Source organism: Bradyrhizobium semiaridum, from assembly GCF_020329505.1.
Lineage (GTDB): Bacteria > Pseudomonadota > Alphaproteobacteria > Rhizobiales > Xanthobacteraceae > Bradyrhizobium > Bradyrhizobium semiaridum.
Genome location: NZ_JAGKJJ010000015.1, coordinates 1 through 19,140, shown reverse-complemented (window position 1 = coordinate 19,140; position 19,140 = coordinate 1). Strand labels below are relative to the sequence as shown.

21 protein-coding genes are annotated in these 19,140 nt (G+C 65.5%); all 21 read right to left on the bottom strand.

The annotated features are described in order from the left end of the window. Positions 1 to 2 precede the first annotated feature (2 nt). Positions 3 to 413 carry a flagellar biosynthesis repressor FlbT gene (flbT, locus tag J6500_RS18225; RefSeq protein WP_225714071.1) on the bottom strand — a complete coding sequence of 137 codons (411 nt, stop codon included), beginning with the start codon at positions 411 to 413 and terminating at the stop codon, positions 3 to 5. Beyond that, positions 413 to 760 (bottom strand): flagellar biosynthesis regulator FlaF, encoded by a 348-nt coding sequence (gene flaF / locus J6500_RS18220; RefSeq protein ID WP_225714070.1) that lies wholly within the window; start codon positions 758 to 760, stop codon positions 413 to 415. Before flaF ends, flbT begins: the two co-directional genes overlap by 1 nt. 54 nt (positions 761 to 814) lie before the next feature. After that, entirely contained in the window at positions 815 to 1,861 is a 1,047-nt protein-coding gene (locus J6500_RS18215) for a flagellar hook-associated family protein (RefSeq protein ID WP_225714069.1), read from the bottom strand. Beyond that, the gene (gene flgK, locus J6500_RS18210) at positions 1,858 to 3,336 is read right to left on the bottom strand and encodes a flagellar hook-associated protein FlgK (protein ID WP_225714068.1); all 1,479 of its coding nucleotides are present in this window, start codon (positions 3,334 to 3,336) and stop codon (positions 1,858 to 1,860) included. Before flgK ends, J6500_RS18215 begins: the two co-directional genes overlap by 4 nt. Positions 3,337 to 3,370: 34 nt before the next feature. Further along, positions 3,371 to 4,594: a flagellar hook protein FlgE gene (locus tag J6500_RS18205; protein ID WP_225714067.1), complete on the bottom strand. Its 1,224-nt coding sequence runs from the start codon at positions 4,592 to 4,594 to the stop codon at positions 3,371 to 3,373. 79 nt (positions 4,595 to 4,673) lie between these two features. Continuing rightward, positions 4,674 to 5,255, bottom strand: a complete 582-nt coding sequence (locus tag J6500_RS18200; RefSeq protein ID WP_225714066.1) for a transglycosylase SLT domain-containing protein — start codon at positions 5,253 to 5,255, stop codon at positions 4,674 to 4,676. After that, entirely contained in the window at positions 5,206 to 6,495 is a 1,290-nt protein-coding gene (gene fliK / locus J6500_RS18195; RefSeq protein WP_225714065.1) for a flagellar hook-length control protein FliK, read from the bottom strand. The genes J6500_RS18200 and fliK overlap by 50 nt, the downstream gene beginning before the upstream one ends. Then, on the bottom strand, positions 6,492 to 7,679 hold the full coding sequence (locus tag J6500_RS18190; RefSeq protein WP_225714064.1) for a chemotaxis protein: 1,188 nt from the start codon (positions 7,677 to 7,679) through the stop codon (positions 6,492 to 6,494). The genes fliK and J6500_RS18190 overlap by 4 nt, the downstream gene beginning before the upstream one ends. Next, the gene (locus J6500_RS18185) at positions 7,676 to 8,992 is read right to left on the bottom strand and encodes a MotB family protein (protein ID WP_225714063.1); all 1,317 of its coding nucleotides are present in this window, start codon (positions 8,990 to 8,992) and stop codon (positions 7,676 to 7,678) included. Before J6500_RS18185 ends, J6500_RS18190 begins: the two co-directional genes overlap by 4 nt. A 6-nt stretch (positions 8,993 to 8,998) precedes the next feature. Further along, a complete protein-coding gene (locus tag J6500_RS18180) occupies positions 8,999 to 9,661 on the bottom strand; it encodes a hypothetical protein (RefSeq protein WP_225714062.1) in 663 nt (220 codons plus the stop codon). Continuing rightward, a complete protein-coding gene (gene fliF, locus J6500_RS18175) occupies positions 9,658 to 11,283 on the bottom strand; it encodes a flagellar basal-body MS-ring/collar protein FliF (RefSeq protein ID WP_225714061.1) in 1,626 nt (541 codons plus the stop codon). Before fliF ends, J6500_RS18180 begins: the two co-directional genes overlap by 4 nt. Before the next feature lie 283 nt (positions 11,284 to 11,566). Next, positions 11,567 to 12,478 (bottom strand): flagellin N-terminal helical domain-containing protein, encoded by a 912-nt coding sequence (locus J6500_RS18170; RefSeq protein WP_225714060.1) that lies wholly within the window; start codon positions 12,476 to 12,478, stop codon positions 11,567 to 11,569. Between the two features lie 238 nt (positions 12,479 to 12,716). After that, positions 12,717 to 13,625 carry a flagellin N-terminal helical domain-containing protein gene (locus J6500_RS18165; protein ID WP_225714059.1) on the bottom strand — a complete coding sequence of 303 codons (909 nt, stop codon included), beginning with the start codon at positions 13,623 to 13,625 and terminating at the stop codon, positions 12,717 to 12,719. 245 nt (positions 13,626 to 13,870) lie between these two features. Further along, positions 13,871 to 14,605 (bottom strand): flagellar type III secretion system pore protein FliP, encoded by a 735-nt coding sequence (gene fliP, locus J6500_RS18160; RefSeq protein ID WP_225714058.1) that lies wholly within the window; start codon positions 14,603 to 14,605, stop codon positions 13,871 to 13,873. Beyond that, the gene (locus tag J6500_RS18155; protein ID WP_225714057.1) at positions 14,602 to 15,045 is read right to left on the bottom strand and encodes a flagellar basal body-associated FliL family protein; all 444 of its coding nucleotides are present in this window, start codon (positions 15,043 to 15,045) and stop codon (positions 14,602 to 14,604) included. Before J6500_RS18155 ends, fliP begins: the two co-directional genes overlap by 4 nt. A 42-nt stretch (positions 15,046 to 15,087) precedes the next feature. Next, positions 15,088 to 15,783 (bottom strand): flagellar basal body L-ring protein FlgH, encoded by a 696-nt coding sequence (gene flgH, locus J6500_RS18150; RefSeq protein ID WP_225714056.1) that lies wholly within the window; start codon positions 15,781 to 15,783, stop codon positions 15,088 to 15,090. After that, positions 15,780 to 16,526 (bottom strand): MotE family protein, encoded by a 747-nt coding sequence (locus J6500_RS18145; protein WP_225714055.1) that lies wholly within the window; start codon positions 16,524 to 16,526, stop codon positions 15,780 to 15,782. Before J6500_RS18145 ends, flgH begins: the two co-directional genes overlap by 4 nt. A gap of 67 nt (positions 16,527 to 16,593) precedes the next feature. After that, on the bottom strand, positions 16,594 to 17,730 hold the full coding sequence (gene flgI, locus J6500_RS18140; RefSeq protein ID WP_225714054.1) for a flagellar basal body P-ring protein FlgI: 1,137 nt from the start codon (positions 17,728 to 17,730) through the stop codon (positions 16,594 to 16,596). Further along, positions 17,730 to 18,182 carry a flagellar basal body P-ring formation chaperone FlgA gene (gene flgA / locus J6500_RS18135; protein WP_249781549.1) on the bottom strand — a complete coding sequence of 151 codons (453 nt, stop codon included), beginning with the start codon at positions 18,180 to 18,182 and terminating at the stop codon, positions 17,730 to 17,732. Before flgA ends, flgI begins: the two co-directional genes overlap by 1 nt. A gap of 34 nt (positions 18,183 to 18,216) precedes the next feature. Further along, entirely contained in the window at positions 18,217 to 19,005 is a 789-nt protein-coding gene (gene flgG / locus J6500_RS18130) for a flagellar basal-body rod protein FlgG (protein WP_225714052.1), read from the bottom strand. 17 nt (positions 19,006 to 19,022) lie between these two features. Next, positions 19,023 to 19,140, bottom strand: a 118-nt coding sequence (gene fliE, locus J6500_RS18125; protein WP_225714209.1) for a flagellar hook-basal body complex protein FliE, incomplete at its 5' end; no start/stop codon positions are given.

Genomic DNA, 19,140 nt, shown 5'->3' with positions numbered 1-19,140 from the left:
TATCAGGCAGCTTCGAATGGAGCATCGTTCGCGGGGCCGGACAGGATCGCCTGCTCCACCGGGAACAATGCCCGAATCCGTTTGAGCGCCTCGTAGTAGCGGTTGGCTCCGACCAGCTCGTCGATCGCGGCCAGGCCGTCCAGCATCTGTCTGTTCTCGCACACCGTCCGCAGCGCCGCGTGATGCTGCCGGTAGAGTGCCGACGCATCGGCGACGTCGGTCGGATTCATCAGCATGAGCTGGACGATGAAGTAAAGCTGGCGCAATGCCGTGGTCGCGTCGGCGGCCTGCATGACCTGGGCTTCCAGCAGGAACATCACGTCATTGACGAGCTCGAGCTGGACCTTACGGTCGACCCGCAGCACCGCGCCGTTGACGTAGATCCGCTCACCCGCGCGCAAGGATACCTTCATCAGAGCGCGTCTCGGATCACGCGGTTGATCTCGACCAGGTGCATCACGTCATTCGAGCGTTCCTCGCGAAGACGGTCCGCTTCCTTGATGACCCACAAGCCGATCGAGATGATGTCGGCGCGCAATTGCTCCGGAAGCCCGTTCTCGGGATGCGACAGATCCTCGATGAAGATCGCCCACAGCCGCCTGACATAGAGCAGGGTCTCGATCCGATCCTCGGCACTCAACGGGCCCCCCTTGCCGAGCCGCTCCAGCCGGTCGATCCCCTGGCTCAACGCCATCCGCTCGCGGCCGCGCGCCTCGAAGCTGGAATCCTCGGCAACCGCCTCATAAGCTTCCCAGGTCATCTCAACCACTCTGCGCAGGACATCGAATAACGGGGCAAGGACTAGAGCTCCGGTTCAGAGATAGTTGATGAGGCTGATCTTCTGCATCTGCGCAGTCAGCGCGAGCGCCGTTTGGATCTGGGTCTGCAGCGTGTTGACGCGGATCGAGGCCTCGGTCGGATCGACATTCTCCATGTCGACAACCTGCTGATTGAGGATGTCGTGCTGGATCTTCAGCTTGTCGGTCGCGTTCGAGACCCGCTGCTGGATCGAGCCGACGCTGCCGCCCAGCACCGCAAGATCATTGATGGCGCCGCCGACGAGGCTGATCGCCTTGTCGACCACGACCTGAAACGTCGCCTGGCTCAGGTTAGTGTTGCCGAGATCGCTCAGCATGGCGTAGGCCTCGGCCAGCTTGCGGAAGCCCGGCTGATTGGCGCTGACCGAGGTGTCGACGATCTCGGTGGTCGAGATGCGGCTGCCCAGCACCTGGTCGGTGGCCTGCGACCAGTTGCTGTTCCAGGCCGGGCTGGCGAACTCCGCATCGAAGCTGGTGTTGAGAAAGTTCTGCATCTGCGCCGGGGTGATGCCGCTCACGCCGGCGGCGCTCTGAGAGAAGCCGAAGGTCGCGAGGAAGTCGGCGTCGACAGCAGCCTTGCTGGTCGAGCCAGCCGTATAGGTTGCGACCGGAGCGTTTTCGGTATTGAGTCCTCCGAACAGATAGGAGCCGTTGTAGGAGGCGTTGAGCGCGCCGACCAGGTCCTGCAGGTTCGCGGCTGCGCTCGGCAGGATCATCCGCGCACCGCTGTCGGCATCGCGCGCGGCGATCAGGTTCTTGAGGAAGTCCTGCGCCGTCGTGCCGAGCTGCGTGATGCGGTTCTGGGTTACGTCGAGACGGCCCTTGACCAGCCCGTTGGTGTCCACGACCTGATCGATGAAGCTCATGTCCGCGCGCAGTGCGACGTCGCGCCCTGTTCCGACGCCGAGCTGCAGACCGACGTCGGCAAACCGGCCGGTGGTCGCTTCCTTGGTGGCCTTGCTGAGCAGGCTCTGGTTGTTCGTGATCGAATACCTCAATGCCGACGAGAGCATGTAGGTCGAGATGTAGTTCGCGCTCATCATGATGCCCCCACGGCCGCAAGCAGGCTGTTCAACATGTCGTCGACGGTCGCGATCAGCTTCGACGACGCCGAATAGGTGCGCTCGACCTGGAGCATCAGCGACATTTCGTCGTCCATGTTCACGCCGTTGACATTCGAGAGCGCCGAGGTGCTGCGGTCGAGCAGCGTGTTCTGGTACTGGACGCCGTCGTCGGCGGTCTTGCGCCGGTTTTCGATCCAGCTCGCCGACGAGGAGGCGAAGTCGATCACGCCCGCGCTCGGCTTGCCGCCGGCGGCCGGATCGAACGGCTGCGGCGCGTCCATGCCGCCGATCAGCTGCTGCAGGCGCGCGGAGAATCCGGCGTTGCCGGCGGTATTGTAATTGTAGGCTGGGCTGCCGCTGATCGCACCGTCGCGCAGCAGATTGGGGTTGCCGCCCGCGGCCGGATCGACCGAGGCCGCGACCTTGATCGTCCCGGCGAGGCCGGTGAACACCGTGGCGCTGGCCGGCATCGCCGGTGCGCCTGGATAGGTGAACAGCCCGGGCACATCGGGCAGTCCCGCGCCGGACTGATCGGTTTCGGCAAAGGTGGAAATCAGGCCGCGCGCGATTTCGTCGAGCTGGCTCTGGTAGGTGACCGTCGCATTGTCGCGGAGCTCGGCGAAGCCGGCGATCTTGCCCGTCTTCAGCGGCATCACCGAATTGGCGCCGGTCACCGCCACGCCGTCGATGTAAACCGCATTGCCGGTGGTGCCGGCGGTATAGACGTTGGTGGGCGCGAAGCTGACCGTGCGCGGCGTCTTGTCGTACAGCACGACCCCGCTATCGGTATAGAGCGCCGCATCGCCATTGGGGCGGATCGAAACCGAGACGCCGATCTCCTGCGACAATTTCGAAACGATGCTGTCGCGCTGATCGAGATAGTCGGTCACATCGTCGCCGGCGATCGTGCCTTTCACGACGGCCGTATTGACGGTGTCGAACTGGGCGAGCAGCTGGTTGATGCCGGCGACCGAGGTCGCGATGTCGGCGTCGGCCCCCTCGCGGACCGACTGCACGGTCTGCGTCGCCTGATTGAGCGTGCTCGCCATGTCCTTGGCGGCGGATACGGCGGCCTGCGCCAGCGTCGCGTTATCGGGGGCGTTCGCGTATTGCTGCAGCGCTGATTTCAGCTTGTTGAGCTGCGCGGTCGGCGACTGGTCGAGTTCCGGATCGTCGACCGTGGACGCCGCGATCTTCTGCAGCCCGTCATAGATCGCGGATTGCTTGGCGGAGGCCGACGTCGCGGTCAGGACGTTGGTGAACAGGCCGGTGCTCGCGGCGCGCTGGATCGCCGCGACATAGACCCCGGCGCCGGGGAACGTGTCCAGCATGGTGATCTTGCGCGAATAGCCGACCTGGCCGGAGCCGGCGATATTGCGCGAGATCACCGATGACTGGACGCCCGACGCCATCAGGGAGGCGCGGGCCGAGTCGAGGGCGGCGGTAAGGGACATGGCGTGCTCGTGACCGGAATCGAAGCTGGAGAAGTCAGCGCTTCAGGTTGACGACGACGTCCAGCAGGTCCGCACCGGTCTGGAACGACTTCGAGTTGGCGGTGAAGCCGCGCTGCGCCTCGATCATCGAGGTCAGCTCGTCCGCGAGGTCGACGTTGGACTCCTCCAGCGCGCCGGACTGGATCGAGCCGAGCCCGCCCTGGCCGGCAAACCCGACCTGCACGTTGCCCGACTTCAGGTTGGTCGAATAGACGTTGCCGACTTCCGGCGTCAGGTTGTCGGGGCTCGGCACATTGCCGAGCGCGATCCGGTAGCTCGGCAGCTTGGCGCCGTTCTGAAGGATCGCGGTGACCAGCCCGGTCTCGTCGATATCGACCTTCTCGACCGCCGACGGCGCGTTGCCGTCCACGGTCGCCTTGAAGTCGAAGCTCGCCGCAACCTGCGTCATGGCCGAGAGATCCATCGTGAAGGCCGAGCCGCCGGGTATCGTCACGGCCAGCGACTTCGGGCTCGCCGTCGCGAGCGTACCCTTGCCGGCCGCGCTGACGTCGAAGGTGAACGTATTGGTGCCGCCCGCCATCGCCGCTCCCGTCGCCGCATTGTAGATGCTGGTCTGCCAGGTATTCGGGCCGGTCTTGGCCAGGTAGACGTCGAGCGTGACCGCGTTGCCGATATTGTCATAGGTGACGACCGAGGTCTTCGAGGTGTATCCGCCCGGTCCCGGAGGTCCGGCGATGATCGCCGCGCTCGGATCCAGATTGGCCGCCACTGTGGCCTTGGTCGACGGCTGCGCCTGCAGCGCCATCTGATTGATGTTGACGACCTGCAATCCGTTGTAGCCGTTGGCGACGACGTTCGGCGCGCCGTTGCGGATATCGTAGCCCATCAGCTGGTAGCCGGCGGCGTTGACGAGGTTGCCCTGGCTGTCGGGAACGAACGCGCCGGCGCGGGTCAGGAAGTTGTTGCCCGAGGTATCGGACACGACGAAGAAGCCGTTGCCCTGCACGGCGAGATCCGTCGTCGACGTCGTGAATTGCAGATGGCCGGCATCGGTGATGGCGTAGCGGACCTGGGTCTCGACCGCGCCGGAATCGTATTTGCCCGAGCCGCTCTTCAGAATCAGCGAGGAGAACTCGGTCGAAGCTCGCTTGTAGCCGGTGGTGTTGACGTTCGCGATGTTGTCGGAAACCGTCGACAGCTTGTTGGACTGCGCGCTCATGCCGGAAACGCCGGTGCGCATTACGCCATACAGGCTCATGGATGGAGCTCCTCTGGTAGGTTACAACGACAATGCACGCACTTGCTTGCGCGAAGCTGGCCCTGCGGCGCGCGAAACATCATGCCGTCGCCTTCTGACAGAGCGCGCGCGCCTTGTCGGTCCACGCACCGAAGCCGCTGGACACGAGGTGACCGACGATGTGGCAGATGTAGCGCTTCTGCGCGGGCTGGTTGTTGGGTCCCGCATTGTAGCGGGCGACCGCCATGGTCCAGCTGCCTTCGCGCTGCTTCAACTCCTTCAGGAAGCGCGCCGCGTAGTCGACGTTCCTGGCCGGATCGAACATCGCCTGCACCGAAGCGAACTTGTCGCCGTGATAATAGTGATTGATCTGCATGCAGCCGAGATCGATCAGCTTGACGCCGCGCTGCCGCATCGCCTCGAAGCTCGCCACCGCCTCGTCGAGATTCTTGGCGAACACCGTCTGGCCTTCGGCGCCGAGCGCATAGGGATTAAGCGCGCCGCGGCGCCCGGTTTCGGTCAGGCCGACCGCGTAGAGAATGCCGAGCGGAATGCCGTGGAGCCGTGCGGCGCGCGCCATCTCGCGCTCGCAGGAATGCGCGTTGTCGGTGCCCGCTGCGGCGGCAGTGGCACTACAGATAAACAGGCCCGCGGCGAGTCTGCGGCGCCACATCCTGCTCATGACGGGTCTCCTGGTCTGCCTGGCGTTCGTCCCGCGGCTGCTTCGCTCCGCTCTGCGACTGGTCGGACGGCGCACTGAAGCTATTTGCCGTGCCCTGTCCGTTCGGCGCCGGCTGATGTCCCGAAAGCGATGGCTGCGCCTGCCCCGCACCGGCCTGGAATCCATCCAGTGCGCCATGCCGGACCGGCGCGACGTCGGCGACGTAGCCGGCGGACTGCATCAGCTCGCGGATCGAGTCGCGCTGCTGGTCCAGCATCTGGCTGGTATCCTTGCGATCCGCCGCAAGATGAACGGAGACGGCGGCGCCGACCAGCCGCAGGCGCACGGTGACGTTGCCGAGCGCCGGCGGCTCGAGGCTGATCGTCAATATCTTGAGCGGCTGGTCCGGCGCGTTGTCCTGCGATAGTGCGAGATTGGACGCCGCGGATGCCGGCGGCGCCGCGCTTCCCTCCAGTTCCGCGACGACCGCCTTCGCCACCTGCTGGCTCGCGGTGAACTGCGCGACAGGTGGAAGATGCGTCTCCTGCTGGACCACAGTCACCTTGGTCGCTTCGGGCAGCGTCTCCCGCGCCGATGACTTGACGGCACGCTCGATACGGGCCGTGACCGCTTCGAGGCCGGATGCGCCTGATATCGTCCTTGGCGCGGGTGCATTGCCTTGCGGCAGCGTCGCTGCCTGCGGCGCGGTCGTCGATGGATGCGATGGGCGCGCTTCGGGTTCGGCGATATCCGCCATCAACGCCTTCGCAGCGCTCGTAGCCGGCAATTCGCGACCACGGGCGGACCGTTCGATCTGTGGGGGAGCAGTTTTGCGATCGTCTGCAACAGGTGCTGCCTGCGGCTTCACGGCCGGTACGGCGGCAAGCTCCTGGCCGGCGATGGCGATGGTGGGCAGGTCGATCCGGCCCTGAATCTCCGCCTTCGACGGCAGCTCGGATACCTCATGCCTGGCCGGCGCCTTATCCTCGCCATGATCGACACGCTCGCGCGTCGGCTCGTCGCGTTCGGCCGGCTGGGCCAGGCGCGAGCGCAGCGGCGGCGCCTTCACCGTGTCGTCGCCCGGCTGCTGGTTCGGCGCCGGCGTTGCGCGATCCGATACTTTGTGGATCACGTCGTGAAACGACTTGCCCGCCGGCATCGCCACGGCGGAGCTCTTGTCGAGACGGGACGTCCCGCGCGCGCCAATGCTTGCGGCGATCCCTGCGAACGGCTGCCCCGAAGTTCCACTGAGTTTCGTCATGGCCGGCGGTCCTTCGCGAGCAGCTCCAGGTCCTCGAGCTGCTTTTGCGCACGCGCAAGGGTAGCCGTCGATGATGCGAGATCGAGCCGTGCCGGCGTCGGCGGCGGCTTGTTCGCGGCGACGGCAGGCGATGCCGCCGTCGGCCTGCGGATGTCGAGCGCAAGCTGAAGCGTCGCATTCAACAGCAATGCATCGCGCTCCGGCAATTTGGAACGATCGATCGCTTTCAGCTCGGCAAGGCCGCCTTCGTATTCGTCGGCAAACACCCGGGCCGCCGCACGGAAGAAATGCGCCCGCTCACGATCCGCACCGGCATCCGGAGCGAGCGACAGCGCCTGCTCGCCGGCGAGCCGCGCCACCGCAAGCCGTCCACGGACCAGTGCGGCCTTCGCGATCACGAGATAGAGCTTGAGACGGCTGGCGCGATCGGTCTGGTCCAGCAGCGCCGCGATCCGCGTGAAACGGCGCTCGTCCAGCGCAAGGCTGGACTGCGCCAGCGCCGTCGAGAATCGCTGCCAGAAGTCACCGGCATAAACCGAGCTGCGATAATGCCTGACATAGGCCAGCGTCAGGAACTCGAACTTGTCGAAATCCTCCGCCTGCCCGACCAGCAGGATTTCGCGCCGCAGCGCTGCCTCCTCAACCAGCGTGCCGGGCAGGATCAGCCGTGCATCGTCGAGACGCTCGATCGCAACCGATGCTTCCGAATTAGCGAGCAGCGCGCCCTGCACCAGCGCAATCTGTCCGCCCATGCTCTGCGGGATCGTGCGCGGCTTGACGTCCTTCAACAGCTCCCTTGCCTCGTCCTGCCGTCCCTCGACATAGGCGAGCGCGCCGTTGAACAGCCTTTCGTCGATGTTGATGCGCTCGCGCGGGAGCTTTCGGACGATCTGCGGCGGGCCACCGCTGAGCAGGTAGACGACGACGGCCTGGCCGTTCTGCGGCTTGCTCCACACGCTCGCGTCGGCAGCGAGCAGCTTTTCACCGATTTGCCGGATCAGCGCGAGATGGCGGCTATGCGCGGCGACATCGCCATGCGCGATGCCGTCCTGGACCGCCTGCAAGCTGCGAACCAGCTCATACGGCTCGCCTGACAGCGGCGCAGGCTCCGCCGCGGCGGCGTGCACCGAAGCCGCGGCGAACGGTAGCAGCAGCAAGCTGGCAAGACGTCTCGGCCGGATCACGGGCGTTTCTCCCGGATCAGGATCTCGATGCGGCGGTTCTGCGCAGCCGCGGGATCGCTCGGCAGCTTCGGCCGCCGGTCCGCATAGCCCGCGACGTGCTCGATCCGCTGCGGGTCGACGCCCGACCGGACCAACATGTAAAAGGCCATCTGGGCCCGCGCCGTCGACAGCCGCCAATTGTCGTAGGCATCGGAGCGATAGGGCCGATTGTCGGTGTGGCCGCGGACAATGATCGGACCTGGACGTTTCATCAGCAGCGGCCCGATCTTGTCGATCACGCGGATCAGCTCCGGACGCGGCTCGGCGGAGCCGACCGCGAACATGCCGAAGCTCGCATCGTCGGTCAGACTGATCAGCAGGCCTTCCTCGACCTGACGTACCTCCGCCGCTGGTCCGGCTCCCGCCTTGATGTCGGCGAGCGCCTCGGTGATCGCGGCTTGCAGCTGTTTGACGGTCGGCCGCGGCGGCTGAGCAGCGTCGCGCTGGTCCGCATCCTTGGCGGCGGAGTTTGCCTGCAAGCTCGCCGGCAGGTTCGCCTGCGCGTTGGTCTGGGCACCGCCATCGCGGCTGGGCGATGACGGCGCCTGCCCAGGCGGCAGCAGCGGCGTCATCCCGGAAGACGGTGCCTGCGCGTTCGCCGCAACGCTGGAGCCGAGATCATCAGCCTTGGCGGAGCGCGCTGCTTGCGGTTCAGCCCGATCGGCCCTTGCCGGATTCTCAGGTGTCGCGGAATTTGGATCAGGCTCGGCGTCGCTCGCCCGCCCGGCGTCATTCGCGGCTTGCGGGGCGAGCTTCCAGTAACCGGGATCGAACGGGTCGCGATAGGCTTCGCCGCCCTTCAAGCCTTCCTCTTCCGCGGTGGCGAGAGCGCCGACGCGGCGCTGCCCGGCCGCCCGGCTCGACCCGGCAGCGATCTCGGAAAGCGTCGCATAGGGATCGCGGAACAGCACCTTCTCCTCGTAGTACGGCGGCTTCTCGGCGGTCGGCGAATCGCCGCGACGCTCCTCGTTGGTGCCCGCCGGCAAGCGCTTGCCCTCTTGGCCCTCGGCCGCCGACGGCTCCTTCTTCATCGGCTCATTGAGCCCCTTCGGGGCCGGCGCGTTCTCCGCAAGCTTGATCGGGTTGAAATAGCTCGCCACGATCTGACGCTGGTCCTGATTGAGCGCGTTGATCAGCCACATCACCAGGAAGAACGCCATCATCGCCGTCATGAAGTCGGCATAGGCGATCTTCCAGACGCCGCCCTTCAGCGGCGCATCCTCGAAGGCGCTGCGCCGCCGGATGATCACGAGTTCTGGTTTGACGTCGTCCATCGTGATCTACCGGCGCGCTTCCTTCAGGCGCTCCGTCCATGCCGAAATCTGCGTCTCGATCACGGTCTGGTCGGCAACGACGCGGATTTCGCTGACCTCGGCAGCCTGATATTCGATTCCGCTTTGCTGGACCTGATCGAGCTGCGCCTTGACGAGGTCGAGCAGGTCGCTGGGCCCGGTGATGCGAAACACCGGCGCCGGGGAGCGGCTGGTCAACGCGAATATCTGCTCGACCAGCGCCGCAACCGCCTTGTCGCGCACCGCCTCGGCGAGGAATGGGTGCAATATCCGGGCAACTGCGGTGGCGATGTTGACCTCGATCTCCCGGCAGGCTGCCGCAAAGCCGTTGACGATTTCCGCCGCCTGCTGATCCGACCATTTGGCGCGCTCTTCACCGAGCCTGATCGCGCTGCGGACACGTTCCTCCGCGACCTTGGCGTCACCTTCGGAAAGCCCCGCGGCATAGCCGCGACGGTAGGCATCATCCAGGAGATTGACCGGCGGCGTTTCAGCCCGTGGCGGGAGAGGTTGCGGCTGAAGCTGCTGCGGCGGCTCGCGCCTCGCCTCCTTCGGCTTCACCACCGGCTCGGCGAGCTTCGGCCGCTCAGCGGGCTTCGCCCGGCCGTTGGCGTCGAACTGGACCAGGAGCTTTCCGATTGCCGCGTTCATGCCGCCTCCTCCCGACGCATCCAGTCTTTAAGGATCGCAGCCGCCTGCGCCTGGTCGAGACGCACGATCTGCTCCAGCCGCTTCTGCGGCGTGCGTTGCATCTTGCCCTCGAGGTCCTCGACCAGATTGAGCTCCCCGTCTGCCTGCTCGGGCAGCGCCAGGGCGGCAGCTTCGAGCTGCGCCGCAGCCTCGACGGCTTCGGCCTGCTCCTGCTGTGCGCGGTGAGTCAGAATGCCGTTGACCGCCGGCCGAAGCCCGAACCAGACCAGCATCGCGGCGACGGCGAGGATCGTCGCCGCGTTGATGAAGCTTCCCATCTGCCGGTTCAGCATCTCCACGAAGCCGATCGGCGGCACCGGAGCCAGCTCGCGCGAGCCTTCGACGAAGTCGACGGCCGTGACCTGGATCTGATCGCCCCGCTGCCGATCCAGTCCGCCGGCGGTGGCGGCGAGCTGGCTGATCTCGGCGATCTTGCTGTCGATAATCGCCTGGTTGGTCTTGTCGCCGAGATCGGCGACCAGCCGCGCACGGTTGATCAATACGGCAATGAAGAGCTTCTTGACCGCATAGCCGTCGCTGACCGTCGTCGTCGTCTTGGACGACACCTCGAAATTGGTGACATCCTCGCGGCGCTGCTTCTCCTCGTTGGAATTCTTGGTGCCGCCAGCGTTGACCTGCTGGTCGGGGAGATTCTGCTGGACCGTGGTCGGCGTCGAGCGATCCGCGTTCTGCGACGTCTCCTTCTCGCGGACATTGCGGACCGAACGCTCGGCGCGCCCCTCCGGATCGTAGACCGTCTCGTTGATCTGCCGCTTGTCGGTCGACAGTTGCGGCGCGACACTGACCTCGAAATTGTCGAGGCCAAGATAGGGCGTCAGCGCCTTGCGAATGTTCTCCTGCACCATCTGGCCGACCATTTTCTGCAGGCTCGCCATCTTGGTCGGCGCGGCACTCGCCTCGTCTTCTTCAGCAAGCAGCATCGAACCGTCGGCGTCCAGCACCGTCACCTTGTCGCGCGTCATGCCGGGAATCGCGGCGGCGACGAGGTGGCGGATCGATTGCGCCGTGCGCCCCTCGATCGCACCGTCGGTGCGCAGCACCACCGAGGCCGACGGCGGCTGCTGCGTGGCGCGGAACGAGCCGCGCACCGGCATCACGATGTGCACCCGCGCCGCCTTCACGCCCTTCATCAGCTGCACGGTGCGGGCGATCTCGCCTTCCAGCGCGCGCAGCTTGGTCACTTCCTGCATGAAGGAGGTCAGGCCGAGTGAGCCAATCTTGTCGAATAGCTCATAGCCGGCATTGGCGCTGGTCGGTAGGCCCTTCTCGGCGAGCAGCATGCGGGCCTGCATGGTCTGGCTGGGACGGACCGAAACGGCATCTCCCGCCGCGTTGACGTCGAACGCGATGTTCTGTTCGCGCAACGCGGCGCCGATGCGGCTCACGTCCTCGCGGGTCAGGCCGGTGTAGAGGGTTTCGAATTCGGGCCGGCTCAGATAATACGCGCCGCCCACCACGGTTACGAGAACCGCAAAGCCGATCAGCCCCAAGGCCATCAGGCGTCGCGGCCCAAGCTCCAGCAGATTGTTGAGCAGCTGCTGCACCTGCGCGCGACTGAGCATGTGACCTCGTACCAATGCGGTTACAGAGGACATTCCGCCGCCAACCTTGTCTGAAGGTTGCGCGTGGAGCGGAGGCGTCAGCTCGCTTGCCGGGAGTTGCAGTTTTGCACGTCTGCGGGATCCGATCACGGGCCCGGACTGCATCGCGGCGCATCACCGCGGCGGCCGCTTGCGGCGCATTGCGCCGGGGATGATACCGAGCTTTCGGAGGCGTGTCGTTACATTCGCCGCTCACGGCGAGGACCGTGCTCCATTGGAGCACGGTCCTTTTGCAGGCCGGGACTTACTTGAACAGCGACAGGATGCTCTGGCTGTTCTGGTTGGCGATCGACAGCGCCTGGACGCCGAGCTGCTGCTGGACCTGGAGGGCCTGCAGGCGGGTCGACTCCGCGTTCATGTCGGCGTCGACCAGCTGACCGATACCACTGGTCACGGAGTCCATCAGCGACTTGACGAAGTCCGAGTTGTTCGAGATGCGGTTCTTGATGGCGCCAAGGTCGGCGGCCGCCTGGCTGACCGAGTTGATCGCGCCGGTGACCTGCGCGATCAGGCCATCGAGCGTGGTCTGGTCGGCGGCCGAGTCGGTCAGCGCGCCGATATTGATGGTGTCGATCGAGGCAGCGCCACTCACCGTATCCAGGAAACCGGCCTGGGTGCTGGTGTAGAGCGAGTAGTTGGCGACGGTCACCTGGATCGTGTTGATGGTCGGCGTGCCGCCGACGCGCGAGAACGACGACACCAGGTTGACCGTGGTCGGCGTGGTGGCGGTGGTGCTGAGCCAGTTCACCCCGTTGAAGGTCGCCGAGTTGGCGGTGTTCTTCATGTCCTGCTGGATCTGGGTGATTTCGGTCTGGATCTTCTTGCGGTCGATGCCGGCGGTCTTGGCTTCCACCAGCAGCGACTGCAGCTTGGTGAGGCCGCTCTTGCCGTCGCTGCCGAGCACCGAGGTCAGCGCGGTGTATTCGGTGTCGACGGTCGCAGCCGACAGGCCGAGCGAGTCGGAGACGGCGGAGAGCGCGGCGTTGTCGGCGCGCATCGAGGTCGCGATCGACCAGTAGGCGGAGTTGTCGGACGCGGTCGCGACACGCTGGCCGGTCGAGATCCGGTTTTCGGTCATCTGCATGTTGGCGCTGACCGAGCGCAGGGTCTGCAGCGCGGTCATGGCGGCGGTATTCGTAAGCAGGCTGGAAGCCATCTTTGATGTCCCTTGAATGGAGTTTTGCTTTTGGCGGGGGACATACCGGACTTGCACCGGTACGGCAGAACGGCGTCATGCCTTTGGGTCGGATAGGAATCGAGACCCAACCTGTCGTGCCGGTGATGGTAGGAATCGAAGCTTGTGCGGGGCTTGCGTCGCAGGTCTGCGGTTCGGCCGTACCGCAAAAGGAAAGGCCGCGCCCGGGAGAGCGCGACCTTAGTCTATCGGCCTCGGCTTAGCGGAACAGCGACAGCAGGCTCTGGCTGTTCTGGTTGGCGATCGACAACGCCTGGACGCCGAGCTGCTGCTGGACCTGGAGGGCCTGCAGGCGGGTCGACTCCGCGTTCATGTCGGCGTCGACCAGCTGACCGATACCACTGGTCACGGAGTCCATCAGCGACTTGACGAAGTCCGAGTTGTTGTCGATACGGTTCTTGACGGCGCCAAGGTCCGCCGCGGCCTGGCTGACCGAATTGATCGCGCCGGTGACCTGCGCGATGTAGCCATCGAGCGTGGTCTGGTCGGCAGCCGAGTCGGTCAGCGCGCCGATATTGATGGTGTCGATCGAGGCACCGCCACTCACCGTATCCAGGAAACCGGCCTGGGTGCTGGTGTAGAGCGAGTAGTTGGCGACGGTCACCTGGATCGTGTTGATGGTCGGCGTGCCGCCGACGCGCGAGAACGACGACACCAGGTTGACCGTGGTCGGCGTGGTGGCGGTGGTGCTGAGCCAGTTCACCCCGTTGAAGGTCGCCGAGTTGGCGGTGTTCTTCATGTCCTGCTGGATCTGGGTGATTTCGGTCTGGATCTTCTTGCGGTCGATGCCGGCGGTTTTGGCTTCCACCAGCAGCGACTGCAGCTTGGTGAGGCCGCTCTTGCCGTCGCTGCCGAGCACCGAGGTCAGCGCGGTGTATTCGGTGTCGACGGTCGCAGCCGACAGGCCGAGCGAGTCGGAGACGGCGGAGAGCGCGGCGTTGTCGGCGCGCATCGAGGTCGCGATCGACCAGTAGGCGGAGTTGTCGGACGCGGTCGCGACACGCTGGCCGGTCGAGATCCGGTTCTGCGTGGTGGCCATGTTCGAGCCGATCGACCGCAGGGTCTGCAGGGCGGTCATCGCGGACGAGTTCGTAAGCAGGCTTGACATGTAGGATGTCCCTTTATGTACACGTTACGTTTTCATCAGGGGACATACCGGGCTTTCACCGGTACGGCAGGGCGGCATCATGCCTTTGGACTGGATTTGGGTTGGGTCCAACCGGCCGTGGGCTCGGTAAGTACCAGCCGAACGTTATTGCCAGCTTAAGAGGCGGCACGCCTTTGCCAAAATAGCAAAGACAGTCGTTTGCGCTTTGGTAACCAAACGGTCGTGGGGAGATTCGATCGGCAGGCTCACGAGAACGAGCGGACCAGTCCCGACGCCAGCAGATTCCAGCCGTCGATCAGGACGAAGAACAGCATCTTGAACGGCAGCGCGATCACGGTCGGCGGCATCATCATCATGCCCATCGACATCGTCAGCGTCGCCACGATCATGTCGATCACCAGGAATGGCAGGATGATCAGGAAGCCGATCTCGAACGAGCGGCGCAGCTCGGAGATCATGAAGGCCGGGATGATGACGCGCATGTCGATCCGCTTGTCGTCGAATTTCTTGCGGAAGCTCTCTGCGGCCAGGGTCTCGAATGTCTGCAGGTCCTTCTCGCGGACATGGGCCAGCATGAATTCGCGGAACGGATCGGTGATCCGCAAATACGCCTCCTCCTCCGAGATCTCGTTCTTCATCAGGGGCTGGATGCCGGTGTCCCAGGCTCGGTCGAAGGTCGGCGCCATGACGTAGAACGTCATGAACAGCGCGAGGCTGATCAGGACGAGGTTCGCCGGAGTGGTTTGCAGGCCGAGACCCGCCCTGAGGAACGACAATGCGACGGCGAACCGCGTGAAGCTCGTCACCATGATCAGCAGCCCCGGCGCGACCGACAGCACCGTGATCAGCGCCATCAGCTGGATGATGCGGCCACTGGTCGAGCCGCCGCCCGCCGGCAGCAGCGAATTGAGGTCCGGGATCTGGGCCGACGCCGCCTCGGGCAGCAGGATCAGCAGCACGGCAAGCAGGACGACTTTCACTGGATCACCAACGTCTCGATGATTAATTCGCGGACCTTCCCCGAGGAACGAACGCTGGCGCGCTCGGTCAGGTCATCGCGGAGATGCTGAAGTCCGCGCGCGCCTTCGAACTGGGCGACGGTCGCCGACCTGAGATAGGCGACGATGTCCTCGCTGATATGGGCGGCGAGGATGCCGGCCTCCTCGTCGTTCATGCTGTCCGTCACCATGGAGGCCTCGACACGGGCCCAGTTGTTGGCGGGTGCGGCGAGGTTGGTGACGACAGGAGACAATTTGCGCAGGCGTGCCGTTCCGGTATAGGCCGACGCAACCGGCGGCGGCGCGACGTTCTTCCTGGCATCGGCGGCGCGTTCGGCGGCTCCGAGCAAATGGAAGCCCGAAAGGGCGCCGGCCCCGATCGCGATCAGGGTCAGCACCAATATGGCCGCGATCAAGCGCATAGCGTGCCTCGCTTCCGCGATCCGGCGCGCCCGGCCCGAAGCTTAGAACGGCGCCACGGCGTCATAGATCCGATGTCCCCATCCCGGCTGCTGAACGTCGGTCAGACGTCCTCGCCCGCCATAGGATACCCGCGCTTCCGCGATCTTGTCGTAGGTGATGGTGTTGCCCCGGGAGATGTCCCGCGGACGCACGATGCCGCCGACGTTGAGCACGCGCATCTCCAGATTGACGCGAAACTCCTGCGAGCCGCTGATCATCAAATTGCCGTTCGGCAGCACGTCGGTGACGATCGCGGCAACCGACAGCTTGATGTCCTCGGCACGATCGATCTGGCCGACGCCCTTGGTCTGGCTGTTGGTGGTCAGGTTGGCGTTGCCCTGTCCGGTGTCGGCCCATCCGGCCATGTTGGCGAGCCAGTCGAGGCTGAACTTGATCTGCGAGTCGCGCTGGCGATCCGTCTTGTTGTCGAGCTTGGCCTTGTCCTGCATCGAAATGACCACGGTCACCACATCGCCGACGCGCCGGGCGCGCGGGTCGCGGTAGAGATCGGTGCCATCGTCCCAGGTCGAGCGATAGCTGACGGGCGTGCGGACCCGCGGCGTCACCGGGATCGGATAGGCCGGCGTCCGCAAGCCGTCGCCGACCGGAGAGAGCTGCGGGCCGCGCAACACCTCCGACGGATCCTGGGCGCAGCCGGACAGCATCAAAAGGGCAAGGATCAGCACCGGCTTCTTCATCGACTCGACTTTCCATCATCCACGCGACGCATGCCGCCGAGCAGGTCGGCGAGGTGCGCCGCGCGCGCCGAATCCATCTCGTTGAAGATCGCGCTCGAGCTCCGCGGAGACAGCTTCGCGAGCACCGCCGCGGCGGTCTCGTCGGCCATGCCGGCGATCTGGGTGGCAGCAGCCTCCGGCTTCATGCGCGAGTAGATTTCGACCACGCTCGCCTCGGCCCTCTTCAGGAACTCGTCGCGAAGCGCCATCCACTTCTCGTATTCGGCCCGCTTGGCCTCGACTTCCGCGATCCGCTCGCGGAGCTGGTTCTCCGCTTTCTCCAATTCCTTCAATTGCCAGGCCAGCCGGGCATCGACGGCGGGATCGGAGACGTTGCTGCAGAACTGGGCGATCTCGTTGTCGGCCGGGACGGCCGCAGCCGGCGCAGGCCTCGGCGACGCAACGCCGCCGGTCTTGGCCGCTCGCGCGGCAGGTGGCGGATTGTCCGGTGCCGGCACAGCTCCGGTGATCAAAGGCGCGGCGTCTTCGGCGGCCCAGGCGGTCGCCTTGATCGAGGTGTCGCCGACCGCAGGGGCCGCCAGCGGGCGCGGCTTTTGCGCACTCGCCGCGCGGCGCGAGCCGGCGAGCAGATCGAGGGGCTTCGACGGCTTCGCATCGTCCAGCGCCAGCGCGGATGACGCGCTCACGAGCGCGCCGATCGCAAGCAGGACGAAGGCTTTTGTTCCGGGTTGCAGTTTCAGCATCGGGCCGCGCGCGAATCTCGGTCGGGAAGACCTACATGCGCGACCAGGCTTGCACGACGCTTGCGCATCATTGCACGATCACGTCAGCCTGGAGCGCGCCTGCGGTCTTGATCGCCTGCAGGATCGCGATGATGCCGGACGGCTTCAGGCCGATCTGGTTGAGCCCGCGCACCAGCCGCTGCAGGTCGACGCCGCTGAGGATCGCCACCTGGGCGCCGGCCTCGTTGGCCTCGACGATGGTCTGCGGAACCACCACGGTCTTGCCCTGCGAGAACGGCGCCGGCTGCGACACCACCGGAAGCTCGGTGACGCGGACCGTCAGATTGCCGTGGGTCACCGCGACGGTCGAGATCCGGACGTCGCGCCCGATCACGACGGTGCCAGTCCGCTCGTTGATCACCACGCGTGCCGGCGTATCCGGCTCGACGGTCAGTTCGCCGATCTCGGCGAGGAAGCGGACCGGGCCGACGTGGCGCGGCTTCGACAACACGATCGTCCTGTAGTCGCGCTCGAAGGCGATCTGCGCCCGGTAGCGGCTGCCGGCAAAGCGATTGATGGCATCGAGAATGCGCGTCGCGGTGACGAAATCGGGATTCTTCAGCTCGAGCACGAGAAACTCCATCTCGTGCAAGCTACCCTGCACCTCGCGCTCGACCAGCGCGCCGTTCGGAATCCGCCCGGCCGTCGGCGTGCCCTGGCTGACATTCTGCGCCTGGCCGCCGACGCTGTAGCCGGCGACCGTGACGGCGCCCTGGGCGACGGCATAGACCGCGCCGTCGGCTGCGCGCAGCGGCGTCATCACCAGTGTGCCGCCGAGCAGCGAGGTGGAGTCGCCGAGCGAGGACACCGTCACGTCCATGCGCTCGCCGGGTGCGATCGACGGCGGCAGGTCCGCGGTCACCATGACGGCGGCGACGTTGCGGGTGCGCAGCGTCGTCGGCCGTGTCGTGTTGCCGGTGCCGCCCGTGTTGTTCTCGTTCCGCACGTTGATGCCCATATTGTCGAGCATCGACTGCAGCGATTGTTCCGTGAACGGCGCATTGCGCAGCGTGTCGCCGGTGCCGTTGAGGCCGATCACGAGGCCGTAGCCGACGATCTGGTTCTCGCGCAGCCCCCTGATGTCGGCGATGTCCTTGATGCGGACGGCAGCCTGGGCGCCGGCTGCGAAGCAGGCAAGCACCAGCGCGAGCAAGAGGCGGGTCATCATCCGTCCACGACCTTTATGGTGCCGTCCGGCTGGACAATGCCCCGGATGATCACGCCGGTGTCGGTATTGCGGACCGGGACCAGGGCGCCGACCGCGCCGGATTGCAGCGCCGAGCCGTAGGTCACGATTGACAGGCCACTGTCCTCGACGATGACCTTGACGATGGCGCCCCTTGCGACCGCCCAGGGATCCTCGACGGCGTTGCTCGGGATCGGCTGGCCCGGCAGCAGCGTGCGCCGCGCCATGCGCCCGACCAGGGTCGGGCGCGCATCGATGAACAACGCAACACCGAGCAGATTGGGCGCGAATGCGCGCTCGGTGATCATCTCATCCTTGATCACCTCGCCGGCCCGGATCGTCACCGCCGGAACGGGAAGCCGCCGCTCCTCGGCACCGGCTGCGCCCGCGACAGCGAGCGCGGCCAATGCAGCAGCGATCGCGCGCGCCATCAAACCCATCCTGCCCAACATGGTTGCACCGGAACTAGCGCATGCCCTTCGATACCGTCTGTGCCATCTCGTCGGACGCCTGGATGACCTTGGAGTTCATCTCATAGGCGCGCTGCGCGGAGATCAGCTCGGTGATCTCCTTGACCGGATCGACGTTGGAGGCTTCGAGGTAATGCTGGTTGATCTTGCCGTAGCCGGCGTCGCCCGGCAGCCCCACCACCGGCGTGCCCGACGCCGGGGTCTCACGATAAAGATTGCCGCCCAGTGGCTCGAGGCCCGCTTCATTGGCGAAGTTGGCGAGATTGAGCTGGCCGATCTGGCGCGGGTTGATCTCGGTGTCGAGCTTGGCGAACACCGCGCCGGTCTGGTTCACGGTAACCTCGACCGTTCCCTGCGGCACGGTGATCGCGGGATCGACCAGGTAGCCGTCCATCGTGACGAGCTGGCCGTTCGGATTGGTGTTGAACGAGCCCGCGCGGGTATAGAGCGTCTCGTTGTTCGGCCCCAGGATCTGAAACCAGCCGCGGCCGTTGACGGCCATGTCGTAGGTGTTGCCGGTCTGCGTGAGCGCGCCCTGGATATGCAGCTTGCGCACCGCGGCCGAACGGACGCCGAGCCCCATATTGGTTCCCTCCGGGATCGGCGACGATCCTTGGGCGTTGGGAACGCCCTGCATCCGATCCATCTGGTAGAACAGGTCGGTGAACTCGGCCCGCGCCCGCTTGAACGAGGTGGTGTTGATGTTGGCGATGTTGTTCGCGATGACCTCGATGTTGGTCTGCTGCGCGTTCATTCCGGTGGCCGCGATGGCGAGCGATTTCACAGCTTCAATCCTTCATCTCAAATCGACATCCGAACGACTTCCTGGTAGGCCTGCACGACCTTGTCGCGCACCGCGACCGCGGTTTGCAGCGCCTGCTCCGCCGACATCAGCGCCTCCACGACGCGCCGCGTCGAT

Bases quoted from the DNA above. Each gene is read 5' to 3' on its own strand.
- flgA (WP_249781549.1), bottom strand. From the start codon at position 18,182: ATGGCGCGCGCGATCGCTGCTGCATTGGCCGCGCTCGCTGTCGCGGGC.
- J6500_RS18165 (WP_225714059.1), bottom strand. From the start codon at position 13,625: ATGTCAAGCCTGCTTACGAACTCGTCCGCGATGACCGCCCTGCAGACC.
- flaF (WP_225714070.1), bottom strand. From the start codon at position 760: ATGACCTGGGAAGCTTATGAGGCGGTTGCCGAGGATTCCAGCTTCGAG.
- J6500_RS18185 (WP_225714063.1), bottom strand. From the start codon at position 8,992: ATGGACGACGTCAAACCAGAACTCGTGATCATCCGGCGGCGCAGCGCC.
- J6500_RS18180 (WP_225714062.1), bottom strand. From the start codon at position 9,661: ATGAACGCGGCAATCGGAAAGCTCCTGGTCCAGTTCGACGCCAACGGC.
- J6500_RS18205 (WP_225714067.1), bottom strand. From the start codon at position 4,594: ATGAGCCTGTATGGCGTAATGCGCACCGGCGTTTCCGGCATGAGCGCG.
- J6500_RS18145 (WP_225714055.1), bottom strand. From the start codon at position 16,526: ATGCTGAAACTGCAACCCGGAACAAAAGCCTTCGTCCTGCTTGCGATC.
- fliK (WP_225714065.1), bottom strand. From the start codon at position 6,495: ATGACGAAACTCAGTGGAACTTCGGGGCAGCCGTTCGCAGGGATCGCC.
- flgH (WP_225714056.1), bottom strand. From the start codon at position 15,783: ATGAAGAAGCCGGTGCTGATCCTTGCCCTTTTGATGCTGTCCGGCTGC.
- flbT (WP_225714071.1), bottom strand. From the start codon at position 413: ATGAAGGTATCCTTGCGCGCGGGTGAGCGGATCTACGTCAACGGCGCG.
- flgI (WP_225714054.1), bottom strand. From the start codon at position 17,730: ATGACCCGCCTCTTGCTCGCGCTGGTGCTTGCCTGCTTCGCAGCCGGC.
- flgK (WP_225714068.1), bottom strand. From the start codon at position 3,336: ATGTCCCTTACCGCCGCCCTCGACTCGGCCCGCGCCTCCCTGATGGCG.
- J6500_RS18155 (WP_225714057.1), bottom strand. From the start codon at position 15,045: ATGCGCTTGATCGCGGCCATATTGGTGCTGACCCTGATCGCGATCGGG.
- J6500_RS18215 (WP_225714069.1), bottom strand. From the start codon at position 1,861: ATGATGAGCGCGAACTACATCTCGACCTACATGCTCTCGTCGGCATTG.
- J6500_RS18170 (WP_225714060.1), bottom strand. From the start codon at position 12,478: ATGGCTTCCAGCCTGCTTACGAATACCGCCGCCATGACCGCGCTGCAG.
- J6500_RS18200 (WP_225714066.1), bottom strand. From the start codon at position 5,255: ATGAGCAGGATGTGGCGCCGCAGACTCGCCGCGGGCCTGTTTATCTGT.
- fliF (WP_225714061.1), bottom strand. From the start codon at position 11,283: ATGCTCAGTCGCGCGCAGGTGCAGCAGCTGCTCAACAATCTGCTGGAG.